Origin of the sequence: Pseudomonas sp. PvP100 (assembly GCF_017833055.1) — a bacterium.
Classification (GTDB): domain Bacteria; phylum Pseudomonadota; class Gammaproteobacteria; order Pseudomonadales; family Pseudomonadaceae; genus Aquipseudomonas; species Aquipseudomonas syringae.
In genome coordinates this window covers 3,380,661-3,394,134 of record NZ_JAFIBO010000001.1, presented here as the reverse complement: position 1 = coordinate 3,394,134, position 13,474 = coordinate 3,380,661, and the positions used below count along the sequence as shown (strand labels likewise).

Genomic DNA, 13,474 nt, shown 5'->3' with positions numbered 1-13,474 from the left:
TGCGATTCCTGATCAGGATTTTGAAATGACCTGCTGCTGAACGCTCACCTGGTTGGCCACCAGCGGTAGACGCAGCGTAAAGCAGGTGCCTGTGCCGAGAGAGGAATGTACCTCCATCTGGCCTTTGTGGTTGTTGGTGACAATGAAGTAGGACACCGACAGGCCCAGCCCGGTGCCCTGGCCGATTTCCTTGGTGGTGAAAAACGGCTCGAACGTACGCTTGCGGATGTTCTCCGACATGCCGATGCCGTTGTCCTCGACCTGAATCTCGGCCCACGGCGGATTGAGGCGCGTGCGCAGGGTAATGCGCCCGGGCTCTTCGCTCTCCGGCCGCTGGTGGATGGCCTGCGCGGCGTTCTTCAGCAGGTTCAGCAGCACCTGCTCCAGCTCGTTGGCAATGCACGGCACCGGGCCCAGTTCGGGGTCGAACTGACGGATGATGTGCTGGCCCTTGAAGTCGAAACCGATGGTCAGATCGAAGTCGTTACTGGCGATCTCCACGGCCTGATCGATCAAGGCCGGCAAGTCACAGGGCGATAACTGACGACTGCTCAGGCGGCTGAAATTGAGCATGTGGCTGACGATTTTTGCAGCCCTGGCACCGGCCTGCTGAATGCCGTCGAGCAGTTTCGGCACTTCGCGGCTTTCCAGGTAATGGTTGACCTGCGCCAGATCGACGCCGTCGGCCTCGGCCTGCTCGATGTTCTTCGGCAGCTCCGGAGACAGCCGCCGGCGGATGTTCTGCACGTTGTGCAGAATGGCGCCCAGCGGGTTGTTGATCTCATGCGACATGCCCGCTGCCAGACCGCCGACGGACAGCATTTTTTCCGACTGCACCATCATTTCTTCCAGCGATATGCGCTGGGTGATGTCATCGATCCGGATCACCACGCCGCGCCCGGCATCGCCAGTCAACGGGTAGAACGTCAGAGCGTAGTGGCGGGGCTCGTCATTCTTGATCCAGGTCACGCGCTCGATCTTGGTCACGCTGTGACGCTCGACGGTGTGTTTGATCTGCGGCAGAAACGAGCGCATCGGCTCGAAGGCCAGGAAGATCGGCTGGTTCAGCGCTTCGTCCAGGGTCGTCCCGGACAATGCCGTCGCCTCCTGATTCCACTGGGTGACGTACAACTGTTCATCCAGCGCGATCATCGCCGAGGGCATCGAGTCGATGATGCTGTTGAGGTAGTTCTGGAAGCCGGTGAGCTTCTTCTCGATCTTGCTGCGCACCTGGACTTCCAGCTCCAGCTTGCGGTTGGTGTGGCGGGTTTCCTCGGCCAGCCCCTGAGCCTGATCGTAGGCTTCCTGCGAGTCGTCGCGCGCGCGCTTGAGTTGCTGTTCGCGTGCTTCGATACGCGACAGCATGGTGTTGAACGCCTCGGCCAGGCTGCCGATTTCATCCTCGTTACCGGGTTCTGCGCGGAGTGCGTAGTTCTCTTCGCGGGTCACCTGCCGGGACAATTCTTCCAGCTGATAAATGGGTTCAGTAATCAGGCGCCGAATCTGCCGCGCCACCACCAGCCACAGCAGCACGCTGAACACCAGAATGCCCAGGCTGGCGGTCAGCGTGCCGGTGTAGAACGCAGGAGGCAGCTCACTGCTGGCAACCAGCAACAAGTGCCCTGGCGGCTCATCGCCCTTCGGTACGGTAATGACCTGCGTGCTGCGAAATTCGGTCAGGCGCCAGCTGTCCATGTCTTTGAAGTGCTTGGGCAGCTCTAGACTTTCGCCCTGATGCATCTGTTCAAGCCGCTCGCCGTTGTTGTCATACAGGGCTGCGGCACGCAACGGTCCGTAGCTTCTCAGCTCCTTGAGCAGCGCGCGCGCCTCGTTCGGCGAGTACAAGGCCCGCTCGTTGAGGTTGGCGCTGCTGATCAGCCGACCGATGGTCTGCAGGGCCTGCGGAGCCATCGCCTCCTGAGAGATGTAATAGGCCGCGCTGATGAAGGTCAGGTTGGCGACCAGCAGTACGGTGGTCATCAGGACCAGCAGGGCAGCCAGCAGTTTCTGGCCGACTGGCAGGTTTTCCAGGCGTTGGCGCAAAGGCATTGGGCAAGTCGCAGTGACGGGTGATGCGAGCAGGGTAGCGCGGGCTAGTCGGTACGCAAACCCTTGCTTGCCAGATGAGCGGTCAGACGCGTCTGCAAATGCTGCAGGTGCGGTGCCGGGCAGCCATGACGCGCTGCGGCTGCGCATGCGTAACCCAGCAGGTAGCTGACTTCGGTGCGTCGCCCGTGAAGCACATCCTGGTACATGGATGAGTAATTGGCGGCGGTCGCCTGGATGACCCGCAGCACTTCCGCATGCAATTCCTGCGCAGCCGCCGGCTGGCCGCAGCGGCCCAGCAGATCGCTCAGCTCGGCGCACAGCGTGGCGACCTCGCAGGGGTGCTCGAGCAGGCCACCATTACGGCAGTCGTGCAGGACCGTCAGCGGGTTGATCGCACAGTTGAGTGCCAGCTTGCGCCACAGGCGGGTCAGGATGTCCGGCGTCCATTCGTGGGGAATGCCACTGTCGTGCAAGTCCTGTAGAAGCGCGGGGGCTGTCGGGGCGGATACATCACCCAGCCAGTTGAAACCATGGCCAGCGAACCTGACTCGCCAGTCCGACTCCAGAAACGCGCCTTCGGTGCTGGAGGCAAACAGGCAGCGCGCGTGGGGGATTTGCGCCGCCACAGCGTCCTGGCTGCCCAGGCCGTTCTGCAACAGGATGACGTCAGCCTGCGCCGTCAATCGCGGAGCCAGCTGAGCGACAGCCTGCTCGGCCTCGTAAGCCTTGCAGGCCACCAGCAGCCGTTCGATAGGTTGTTGATGGTCGGCGGTCTGTGCTTCGACCGGGTACGCATGGGCAATATCGTTCTCGACCAGCGTCACGCTGCTGCCATTGGCTTGATAGGCGGCCAGCCGATCCGCGTTGCGAAGGATCAACCGCACCGGCAGATTCGCGCGTGCCAGTCGCGTCGCCCAGAGACTGCCCAGGCTGCCCGCACCGAGAACATGCCATGTCACCGCCATCACAGCGGCACGTTATGGCGCTGAAGCGGTCTGCAGAAGGTGAAAACAAGGATGTGCATGGAAGGCTCACAGTGAACGCGGGAAAAGTCTCGTTATAATGAGCGTTCTTTCACACCGTCAAGTCATGCGTGCCCGAATTGTGCGCACGCCGTTTATCTGGAGAACATACATGCCCTCGTTCGACGTAGTGTCCGAATTGGATAAACACGAAGTCACGAATGCCGTCGACAACGCTATCAAAGAGCTGGACCGTCGCTACGACCTCAAAGGCAAAGGCACGTTCGAGTTCAAGGAACTGACTGTCACGCTGACTGCAGAAGCAGACTTCCAGCTGGAGGCCATGATCGAAATCCTCAAGCTGGCGCTGGTCAAACGCAAGATCGACGCGAAGTGCCTCGAGATCAAGGACGCTTATGCTTCCGGCAAATTGATGAAGCAGGAAGTCATCCTGCGTGAAGGCATCGACAAGGAGCTGGCGAAGAAAATCGTCGCCCACATCAAGGAAGCCAAACTCAAGGTCCAGGCCGCCATTCAGGGCGAGCAGGTGCGGGTGACCGGCAAGAAGCGCGACGACCTGCAAGAAGCCATCGCAGCGTTGCGTGCCTACGATTCGGGCATGCCTTTGCAATTCAACAACTTCCGCGACTGATCGTTGCATTGAAAGCCGGGGAACCCTGCGTTCCCCCGCCAGTCCGAATCGCCCTGAGCATTGAAATGACGGCAGGCCGCCGTAGTTTTGATCGCAGTTCGTGACGAGTAAGGAGATAACGATGGATTTAAACGCAGAAGTCGGTCATCTGTGGCAAGCGTCGCAGGCCTGGATTCCGATGATCATGGAGTACGGCAGCCGCTTGCTGCTGGCAGTCGTCACACTGTGCGTAGGCTGGTGGCTGATCAACCGGCTGACCGGCAAACTGGGCGCCTTGCTGGCCTTGCGACACGCCGATCTGGCCTTGCAGGGCTTCGTCAGCAACCTGGCCAACGTCATTCTGAAAATCCTGCTGGTGGTCAGCGTCGCGTCGATGATCGGCGTGGAAACCACCTCGTTCGTGGCGGCAATCGGTGCGGCCGGTCTGGCGATCGGTCTGGCGTTGCAAGGCAGCCTGGCGAACTTCGCCGGTGGCGTGCTGATTCTGTTGTTCCGCCCGTTCCGTATCGGTGACTGGATCGAAGCCCAGGGTGTGTCGGGAACCGTCGACAACATCCAGATCTTCCACACCGTGCTGCGCACCGGCGACAACCGTACCGTGATCATTCCCAACGGCAACCTGTCCAACGGCATCATCACCAACACCAACCGTCAACCAACCCGCAAGATCACCTTCGACATCGGCGTCAGCCACGCTGCCGATCTCAAGAAGGCCTTGCAGGTCCTGCTGGACATGGCCGACGACCCGCGCGTACTCAAGGACCCGGCCCCCCAGGCTGTCGTGGCAGCGCTGGGGGAGAACGCGATTACCTTGTCCCTGCGTGTCTGGACCAGCAGTGGCGACATGGGCGACGTGACGTCGATGTTCAACATCGAAGCACGCGACCGCCTGAAGGACGCAGGCATCGAGATCCCACTGCCGCAGCGGATTGTGCGGATGGTTCAGGAATAGTGGTCTGTGCGGTAAGACAAAGCCCTGGCTCGTGAGAGTCGGGGCTTTTTTGTATGCGTTCGTTAAAGGCTGGTCTTTTGTGGCGGTTACCGCCTTTATGGCCGACTCATCATCGTCTGCTTGAATATTGCGTCTACATAGATCAGACATTTTTGGGTGTGACTTTTGGGACTCATTGCAGCTTGATGATTAAAAAGCACACAAAGGCTGACGTTGCCGTCAGGCCTCCCGCCAAGGCATGTAAGAAAAAAACTGTTCGGATTTTTCTGGAGCGTCTCCACGGTTTCTTCAAATAGGCGTATATAAGCAACATTCCAGTTGCGACAAACTCTATGCCCAGGAGTGAGAATATCGTTCCGACGACAGTCAGCGCGCCCATGCCTAAATTGCTGGCCGTTTGAAGCACGTATATACAAAGGGCTATACCGCTAATGGGCAGCCAGATTCCCAAGCCAATGAGCGTGAGAAGAAAATAGTGGCCGATATGATTTTCAGCTTCTGTTGTCATTGTTCGATCCTTGTTTTTCTATCCAGTTGGCGTGCAGGTTTTTTCTTCGATAGTGAAATGTCACACCTCTCGCACGGCTCGTACTTACGGTGAACCATAGGTAAACGGATCTGCGCCACGGTTCTGGCTGTTCTTCGCTTTGCGGGCTTCATCGGGCGGGCGGACCATTTGTACGGTCAGGCTGCCATCGGTGCCGGCGTAGACCACGGCGCTGACGCCGCCATCCTTGTAACTGGCGATGGTCGCCAGATTGATCTCGACCAGCGCACCACTGACCCCGGTATTACCCAGACGACGACCGATGTCGTAGCCCTCTTCAACATTGCCCAACTCAAGACCATGGCCGTCCTTGTTCAGGTCGTGCAGGGCGTTGTTCAGGGCGATTTCCGCTTCCGGGTTATTGGTGCTGTCGTAGAACACCCGCACAGGTTTCTGACCATCTGGCAAGGTATCCAGCGCCTGCACCCAGGCGGCTTGCAGCGCTCTGGCTTGCAATGCAGGTTTCAGGCGCTTGCCGTTTTCATCCTGCATGGGCGCCTTGATCGGGCGGTGCAGATAGCCGAGAACAGGCGCAGCGTCGAACTCCTTGATCTGATGCTGACCCCAGCGGATTGGTAGCCAGGGGGAGGGCTCGAAGTTGCCGGGGCCACGGTTGCTGATGGTTTTCCAGAGGGTGGGGAGTTGGGATTGCCAGTAGGCGGTGGACATGGTGCCGGGGGCTAGTGGAATTACAACGCCCTTGGCTCTTTGTTCGTTTTCGTACTGTTCTGTAAATGCGTCATCACGATTCCAGTAGAAAGCCCAAAGCTTGCCTAGGTCGGTGTTTTTGTTCTGATTGTCTTCCGTTTCGTCGGTCGCATAGGGACGAATATATCGATCTACCCTGTCTGAACGAGTGACCAGCAGCCCGGTCATGCTCTCGAATATAGAGGGTATTACTTGAGCATTTTTTTGCAGGCCTGGAGTGCCGGCCACGCGCAAACCGTTTCGCGTGACATCACCATCTTCACTTAAGATTAGCGCTTCAGGCACCTTGGGGTTGTCGTCAAAAAAACGGAATAAACGCTCAAGCATTTTTTGAGCATGAGTAGTATTTTCAGCGTCTTGCCACAAAACGAGAGTGACTCCTAGGGTCGCAGCATTTCGACCACTCATTATGTTACTTGCAGCTCCCGTGTCTGAAGGCTGTTTGGGAGGTGCGATTGCAAATGTTGGGACAGGCCAATACGCAACAGATTCTCCAGCGGAGTGCTGGAACGCCACGCGTGTGTTTATGCTTCTAGTGATCTCGCGCGAGCTCAGGCCTGAATCGTATTCTTTGGGGGATGATGGGTATATGGATACAAAGTTGTTGTTCTTCGCGACTATTTCTCGCCAGATTGACGATTGATGCCAGTCATGGACGGTGATGCCCGTTCCGCGTATTTCTAGCGAATAATTTCGTTTTTGCGCCTCTTGCTGTTCTGATGCCTGACTCATCACTTTGGATTTGTAGGCGACTAGCTCGGCTTTTTCATGTGCGACGGCTTTGCCCCACCAGTGTCCGCTGTACGCGAAGAGAGTGATGCCTAAAACCGCTGCCACACCCCAGCGTGTTATTGAATTTATGTCACGCAGTTCCATGTTGTTTTCCTGTGCTTCCCTTGCATAGCCTGATCACAAATAAAACCCCTAGACCACTTGCACATTCATGGCATGGCTGGCCACACCCTGACAGCCGCACGCCAGCCGATGGCCGTGCAGGACCACCGGGATGCCGTTCAGCTTTCGGGTGGGGTGGCCTTCGATAAAGGCGAACTCACCCGCATGAAGCGGGCAGGTGGCTTTGTCGCCCAGCACGGCCGGAGGCTTGCCGTTGATGGTATGGGTGCCTGCCAGTTGGCAGGACACCACTCGGCCACCACTGCTGGTGGCGTCGCCCAGGCAGACCGGATAACTCACTCTGCAGGTGCCCCGCCGGTTGGCGAGCCGAAGGTGAACGGATCTGCGCCGCGGTTCTGGCTGTTCTTCGCTTTACGGGCGTCATCGGGCGGGCGGACCATTTGTACGGTCAGGCTGCCATCGGTGCCGGCGTAGACCACGGCACTGACGCCGCCATCCTTGTAACTGGCGATGGTCGCCAGATTGATTTCTACCAGCGCACCACTAACTCCGGTATTCCCCAGACGACGGCCGATGTCGTAGCCTTCTTCGACATTGCCGAGCTCGAGACCGTGGCCGTCCTTGTTCAGGTCGTGCAGGGCGTTGTTCAGGGCGATTTCGGCTTCTGGGTTATTGGTGCTGTCGTAGAACACCCGCACAGGTTTCTGACCGTCGGGCAGCGTGTCCAGCGCCTGTACCCACGCTGCTTGCAGGGCTTTGGCTTGCAAGGCCGGTTTCAGGCGCTTGCCGTTTTCATCCTGCATGGGCGCCTTGATCGGGCGGTGCAGATAGCCGAGTACCGGCGCAGCATCGAACTCCTTGACCTGATGCTGACCCCAACGGATCGGCAGCCAGGGGGAGGGCTCGAAGTTGCCAGGGCCACGGTTGCTGATGGTTTTCCAGAGGTTGGGGAGTTGGGATTGCCAGTAGGCGGTCGATATCGTACCGGGGGCGAGCGGAGCTTTAACTCCTTTGGCTTTTTCTGCATCCTCATATATTTTTCTGAACTTTCGCGGCTGATCCCAGTAGAAAGCCCACAGTTTGCCCAGGTCAGTATTTTTGTTTTGATTGTCTTCGGGTTCTTGAGTCGCGTAAGGGCGAATATACCTGTCCACCCGGTCCGAACGAGCGACCAGCAGTCCGGTCATACTTTCGAATATTGTCGGTACTACTTGGGCGTTTTGCAGTGCCGGTGTCCCAGGCTTTCGATAAACGTCACGAGTAATATCTCCATCTCTGCTTGCGATGAGGGCCTGTGGCACCTGTGAATTGTCGTCGAAAAAATTAAATAGTCGTTCGATCATGGCCTGTGCATGGGTAGTGCTTTCATCGTCCTGCCAGAGAAACAGCGCAACTCCCAGTGTTGCTGCATTTCGGCCAGAGTTGATCAAGCCTGCAGCTCTATAGGCTTTATCGAATAGATTCGGAGGCCCCAGTGCGAACACGGGTATTGGCCAATAGGCGATCGCGTCGCCAGCCGAATGCTGGAAAGCTGCACGAATTTTTATATCTCTGCTAATTTTGCGTGAGTCAAGCGAGGCATCATAGTCCTTGGCGTCATTGGAGTAGATGGATGTAAAATTATTGTTTTTCTTCTTTATGAAACTCCAAATTTCTGATTGGCTATCGTGAAAAATGGCAATTCCCGCTCCTCTTATTTCCAGCGAATATGTCCGTTGCTGAGTTGCCATTTGCTCGTTCTTTTGAGCTGTAACCTCTGTTCTATAAGCTGCCAGCTCAGCTTTCTCATGGGCGATGGCTTTCCCCCACCAGTGTCCGCTATAGACCAGCAAAACCAAGCCTAAAATGCCTGCGATGCCCCACCGCATTACTGGGTTTATGTCACGAAGTTGCATATCGTTTTCCTGTGCTTTTAGGTAGACAAGCAGGACAAATCCAAGCCAAAGTACCTGCAAAACTACGGTTGCCCAGAAATATCTTTTCAATTTCGGGCGAAGTAGCATGCTTTGTGGACGATCGATCATTGGGCACCCCGAGATTTAGGAGCGCTCTGGGTAAGTTGCGGCGGAGTTAGTGAAACTAGATCCGTTGAAGGGAACTCCCCTTCTTCATAGTACAGGTAGCTAGCCCTGACTAAATCCTGAGCTTCCTCACTGAGCCTTTCCCAGCCTGGTGACTCACTAATTGTGGAAAATTGCGCCTCGTCGATCTTCCAATCCGCAATCGCCACCAGCACATCACGCATTGCCGGATCATCCAAGCATTTAGCTTGGCCAATAGCGATGTCCATTGCAGTCACCCAGCGATGATTTTCCGGGCTACGTAGTATGCCTGAGTGATAGGAGTTTTCGCTCCATGCATCACGGTTTTTCTCCATACGATCTCGAGCTTCTTTTGGCGTTTCTTCCCTTTGGTAAATATACCCTGTCAAAACGTTGGCATAGTTTCTGGGTCTTCCTACCCGTACTTGGCGGGTTTTTTTTTCTGGATCATCAGAAAGCGCGTTGAAGCGTTCTAATGCTTGGCGCTTCGTCACTTTTGGACCGTCATATTCAGTGGGCATTTCTATCCATAAGAACGTAGCGGCGTCCTTCCCTAACGCAACGCTTTTGCCAACGTCGTCTGGTCTATCCAAGCCTGAAGTTGTTGGTGTGCCAGTTTCCGCTTCGCCGCCGAACATTTCTGGTTCATGAGGCGGAGTCAGCGCTTCGGCATTAATAAGGCGTTCTTGCCTTTCTGGGATGGGCGCGCGGGCAATCATACCGGCTCCAAATGAGCTACCTGGGTATCGAGCTTCGCCTGAGGCACGCATGAGTTCGGGTTGTGGCGTGTTGCCGATCAGGATCGGCTCACCATAGCGATGGCGCTTAGTCCACATGCGTTGATAGAAGCGTAGTTGCTGGAGCACCATCATTGCCATTCGTCCATCAGGTAGAGCATCAGGCATTCCATAGGTCCCGATGCCTTGGACGTCATCCAGTGAGACAGTGGTGTCATCCGGGCAGAAATACAGATACACCTTTCCTCGGTTATCTCGCTCGGGAAAGACTGTCATGCTGCCCACTTTATTTTTGCGGATACCTTGAGTGGGTGACCATCGCGAACCGCTTCTGCCGCAGTAGGTTTTAGCGTCCCTGAGTTCTGACATGGCTGGTTGTGTGTGTGGCTTATTTGTTATCGCAGTTACGATCCCAACTAGCGTTGAAAATGTGTCTTGGTCTTTGGGAGTGTTACCAGGCAACACACAATAAGGCGTATCAACCATGATAAAAGTATCTGCGCAACGGTCTCCTCCATCTACCAGCAACGCTTGCGCCAGCAAGGTGACTATCGTGCCTTGGCTGTGGCCCATGATTGTTATTGTCTCGTCAGGCGACACGCGACGGATCTCGCGTATCAGCATAGCCAAACGGTGAGCCGCCAATACGCAATAGTGCCGCGCTGGCGAGTGACCAAAATATAAAGCGTTGTCTGGCTTAAACGTTTCCAGAGCGATGCTTTTCAGATTGGGCCTAAAACCTTCACCATAGACATCCGGTATGTTATTGGTCGCGTTGGCAATAAAACCTCCCGCCTTGGCAAAGTGGCGGTCCAGACGGTTGCCGTTGATGTCCTGAAACTGATTACGCATTCTGAACGGATCGCCCGCGTTATCACGCTTGATTTGATCGGGTGCTGCCCGATGTCCCCAATAAAAGGGAATCAACAGGCTATGGGTTTTCGGGTCAGATGCGTCGCGCCGATAAAGATAGGTGTCAGGATCATCGAGCATGGCTTTCTGATCACTGTCCCTTTCCTCGTAGGGCACTTTTTTTGCCTCGTTGTACCTTACCCCATACCTTCCAGCCACCAGATCCGGCCGATCCAGCCGCTCATTCACCCCCTGACACAAACCGGTCTCCACCGACTCATAAGAAGCCCCCGGGTCATTCACACCGTGCAGAAAGATCACTACGCCTGGCAAATCGCCGGGCACTTCCATTTTGCAGGTGGTGTTGAGGTTGGGGATCAGGCGTGTGTTGCTTTGGGCAACGGCGTATTCATCGGCGCCGTTCATTGCGCACCTCCTTTCGGTGTGCCGCTGCGCAGTGCCGATACTTGCGCCTGATGCATCATTTCGCGTTCCACGCGCTCGGTCAGTCCGTCTGCGTTCGTCATTCCTTTCACCAGGCTGCCATCTTCCAGTTTGATTTCATACGAGTGATCCGCTGCTGCCCGCGGGCTTTGTTCGCTGTGGCCGGGGTAGTGGAAGGTGACCTGCTGGGCGGCGGGGTCGCGGCCGAATGAGGGGATCGCAGCGCTGTCGGTCTTGGGGCCGATCCAGTCGTGTTCGCTGGCGTGCACAGTGACTTTGCCTTGCGAGCCAATCTCGACGCCGCCGCCAATCTTGATGTAACTGCCGTCATCGGCGACCAGGCGGATGGTCGGCGCGGTGATGACCACTTCGCCTTCGACGGCCGAGACGTGCAGGTTTTTCTGGGCATTGAGGGCGATGTCGTCTTCCTGCGCTTGAACCAGTACTTTGCCGCGGTTGGCAATGGCGCTGATGCCTGCGTCCTGGGCGAAAGCTGACAGCCCTTTGCCCGCTTGCAGGTGCATGGCCGCGCCGCTGGTCAATTGCAGGTTGTCCTGCGCGGTGGTGTCGTGATTTTCACCGGCATAGTGAGCCTGCGAGCGTGGTGTGGCGCTGGCGATGCCTGCTGCTGCGGTCATGGCCAGTACCGGGTCGCCCAGGCCGTTATTATCCGGCGCGGGCCATTGATCGAGCGACTGGCGCAAGGCTTCTATACCTTTGACATCCACCGCCTGTCCGCCACGTGCGGCTGCGGTTTCGCCGAGGGATTTGAACAGCTCGCCGCACTCGGCCAGCAGTTTGAGCAGCTCTTCGCGGTCCAGTTGTGAGCCTTTTGCGTCGGTACGCGCGTAGGTGGTCAGCAACATGCCTTGCGCGGCACGCAGGGCGATGGCGGCATCGGTGCGCAGTTCTGCGCCGTTGCCGCGTGGCTGGGCGGTGCCGTCAGTGCGAGGGTCGGTCAGTTTGCCCAGGTTGAGGGCGGTGGCCTGATGGGTCGTGCCCATGCGTGCGCGCAGCGAGCCTGGCGTGTCATCGAACAGCAGTTCGTTGAAACCGCTGCCTTTGTGTTCCTGGGTGCGGATCCCCGACAGCGTGCGGTTGCCGGGCAGCCCCGAGGCCTTGCTGAAGCGTGGCGGCAGATTAATGTTGTTGTAGAGCACCGACGTCACCAGAGGCCGGTCGATATCGCCTGCCAGAAACGTCACCAGCACTTCCTGGCCGATGCGTGGCATGAACTGATGCCCGAAGCCGCTACCGGCACTGGGCATCGCCACCCTCAGCCAGGTGGTGCCTTGTGGCAGGCTGTCGCCGCGCTGCCAATGGAACCTGACCTGTATCCGCGCCAGTTCATCAGTGAATACTTCCTCACCTTCCGGCCCGACCACGATGGCGCTCAGCGGGCCAGCAATGCTCGGGCGCGGGACGGTAATCGGATGACGGTAGGGAATCTTGTGGCGAATGCACACGAACTCGTTCGTGTAGCCTGCGCTTTCGTCCGACAGGTAATTGTTGCTGCCCTCATGCTTGACCGTTATCAGCAGAAAACTGCGATCTTCAGCGGAGCCGCGGTCATGATCAAAATGCTGGGTCAGCTCAAAGGTGTGGCCAGGGTACATTGCGCGGCAGTTACTGTTGCCGGTGAATGTCTTGCCCTGAACTTCAATGGCCTCCAGACGCTGACGTACCAGGCGTTCACCGTCATTGAAGGTGCCATGGCTGTAGTGATCGAGCACGTCATACACTTCATACGAATCGACGTTGCCCTGCTCATTGAGGCTCGGCATGCCAACCGGCAGCGAATTGCGCGGCTGCTTGTAATCGAAAGTCTGAATGGACATGCGCCCCGATTGCAGACGTCGATGGCTGCGCCATTCGGTAATCGAATCCGCTGTCTCGGTAACGGATGCGCTGTGATAACGAATGGTGGGCTGTTGCGGCAGGGGTGACAGGTCACGCGAGTGATCAAGAATGATCAGCGTGTGCTTTTCCTGATTGTGATCGAAATAGAAGAATAGCCCTTCGTGTTCCAGCAAGCGCAATACAAAGGTCAGATCGCTTTCACGGTACTGGGTGATGTAACTGTGCGTCTTGAGTGGCTGGCTGAGTTGAAACTCGAAATCGGGCAGCGCACCATAGGCCGCAAATACCGTTCGGATAACGGCTTCGATGGTCTGTTCCTGGAATATCCGCGAGTCGACGCGCCGCGAGAGCATCCACAGCCAGGGGCTCAGTGTGGCGCTGTAACGTGCCAGACCGCCGTCGCTGCCTTCCAGGCTGAAGGTGCTGATATAGCCATTGATGAAGCGCGACTCGCCGGTGGCCAGCTCTATTGCCAGCTGTGCAGGCTGGCCGATCTGCGATTTGAGCTCCAGGCCGGCATCGCGGCTGATCATCGACAACTCGAAGCTGAACAGCTCGGACAGGCTTTCAGTACCGGAAAAACGTTCCAGCAGGAGTTCCTGTTCGTCACGGGCAACGGTCGTCAGCTTGATCAGGCGACGGTTTTGTGGCGCAAATAGCGCCGTTAGATCCTTTAACATTGTTGCTCCGTTATATAACACCAGCCGCTCGTTCCGGGCGATAGTGCTGATATAGAGAGGTGGGTGAGTCTATAGAGTTCTTTCCGGGGGCACACAGTTAAATTGCAAAGGGCCATTACTGAGCGACATTACTC

Annotated in this window: 10 protein-coding genes; 2 read left to right on the top strand and 8 right to left on the bottom strand. The window is 56.9% G+C overall.

Features of this window, described 5'->3' with window-relative positions:
* Positions 1–12: 12 nt before the first annotated feature.
* The gene (locus tag JOE39_RS14415; RefSeq protein ID WP_210078610.1) at positions 13–2,049 is read right to left on the bottom strand and encodes an ATP-binding protein; all 2,037 of its coding nucleotides are present in this window, start codon (positions 2,047–2,049) and stop codon (positions 13–15) included.
* Between the two features lie 44 nt (positions 2,050–2,093).
* Entirely contained in the window at positions 2,094–3,014 is a 921-nt protein-coding gene (locus JOE39_RS14410; protein WP_046719020.1) for a putative 2-dehydropantoate 2-reductase, read from the bottom strand.
* Between the two features lie 169 nt (positions 3,015–3,183).
* Here JOE39_RS14410 and JOE39_RS14405 point away from each other — a divergent pair, with 169 nt between their 5' ends.
* Complete coding sequence (locus JOE39_RS14405; RefSeq protein WP_003304827.1) at positions 3,184–3,663, top strand: YajQ family cyclic di-GMP-binding protein; 480 nt, start codon at positions 3,184–3,186, stop codon at positions 3,661–3,663.
* Positions 3,664–3,784: 121 nt separating this feature from the next.
* Positions 3,785–4,615: a mechanosensitive ion channel family protein gene (locus JOE39_RS14400; RefSeq protein ID WP_210078611.1), complete on the top strand. Its 831-nt coding sequence runs from the start codon at positions 3,785–3,787 to the stop codon at positions 4,613–4,615.
* Between the two features lie 172 nt (positions 4,616–4,787).
* Here the strand turns inward: JOE39_RS14400 and JOE39_RS14395 are convergent, their stop codons facing one another.
* The 6 genes from JOE39_RS14395 to tssI form a co-directional block, all read right to left on the bottom strand.
* On the bottom strand, positions 4,788–5,123 hold the full coding sequence (locus JOE39_RS14395; RefSeq protein ID WP_010423807.1) for a hypothetical protein: 336 nt from the start codon (positions 5,121–5,123) through the stop codon (positions 4,788–4,790).
* A gap of 84 nt (positions 5,124–5,207) precedes the next feature.
* Complete coding sequence (locus tag JOE39_RS14390; protein WP_210078612.1) at positions 5,208–6,746, bottom strand: DUF2875 family protein; 1,539 nt, start codon at positions 6,744–6,746, stop codon at positions 5,208–5,210.
* A 48-nt stretch (positions 6,747–6,794) separates the two neighbouring features.
* A complete protein-coding gene (locus tag JOE39_RS14385) occupies positions 6,795–7,064 on the bottom strand; it encodes a PAAR domain-containing protein (RefSeq protein WP_210078613.1) in 270 nt (89 codons plus the stop codon).
* Complete coding sequence (locus JOE39_RS14380) at positions 7,061–8,749, bottom strand: DUF2875 family protein (protein ID WP_210078614.1); 1,689 nt, start codon at positions 8,747–8,749, stop codon at positions 7,061–7,063. The genes JOE39_RS14385 and JOE39_RS14380 overlap by 4 nt, the downstream gene beginning before the upstream one ends.
* Positions 8,746–10,782, bottom strand: a complete 2,037-nt coding sequence (locus tag JOE39_RS14375; protein WP_209995763.1) for a DUF3274 domain-containing protein — start codon at positions 10,780–10,782, stop codon at positions 8,746–8,748. Before JOE39_RS14375 ends, JOE39_RS14380 begins: the two co-directional genes overlap by 4 nt.
* Positions 10,779–13,340, bottom strand: coding sequence for a type VI secretion system Vgr family protein (gene tssI / locus JOE39_RS14370; protein WP_010423820.1), 2,562 nt, complete (start codon positions 13,338–13,340; stop codon positions 10,779–10,781). Before tssI ends, JOE39_RS14375 begins: the two co-directional genes overlap by 4 nt.
* Positions 13,341–13,474: the final 134 nt, after the last annotated feature.

Coding starts and splice junctions, on each gene's coding strand:
- JOE39_RS14415 (WP_210078610.1), bottom strand. CDS start 2,049: ATGCCTTTGCGCCAACGCCTGGAAAACCTGCCAGTCGGCCAGAAACTG.
- JOE39_RS14380 (WP_210078614.1), bottom strand. CDS start 8,749: ATGATCGATCGTCCACAAAGCATGCTACTTCGCCCGAAATTGAAAAGA.
- JOE39_RS14375 (WP_209995763.1), bottom strand. CDS start 10,782: ATGAACGGCGCCGATGAATACGCCGTTGCCCAAAGCAACACACGCCTG.
- JOE39_RS14400 (WP_210078611.1), top strand. CDS start 3,785: ATGGATTTAAACGCAGAAGTCGGTCATCTGTGGCAAGCGTCGCAGGCC.
- JOE39_RS14395 (WP_010423807.1), bottom strand. CDS start 5,123: ATGACAACAGAAGCTGAAAATCATATCGGCCACTATTTTCTTCTCACG.
- JOE39_RS14405 (WP_003304827.1), top strand. CDS start 3,184: ATGCCCTCGTTCGACGTAGTGTCCGAATTGGATAAACACGAAGTCACG.
- JOE39_RS14410 (WP_046719020.1), bottom strand. CDS start 3,014: ATGGCGGTGACATGGCATGTTCTCGGTGCGGGCAGCCTGGGCAGTCTC.
- tssI (WP_010423820.1), bottom strand. CDS start 13,340: ATGTTAAAGGATCTAACGGCGCTATTTGCGCCACAAAACCGTCGCCTG.
- JOE39_RS14390 (WP_210078612.1), bottom strand. CDS start 6,746: ATGGAACTGCGTGACATAAATTCAATAACACGCTGGGGTGTGGCAGCG.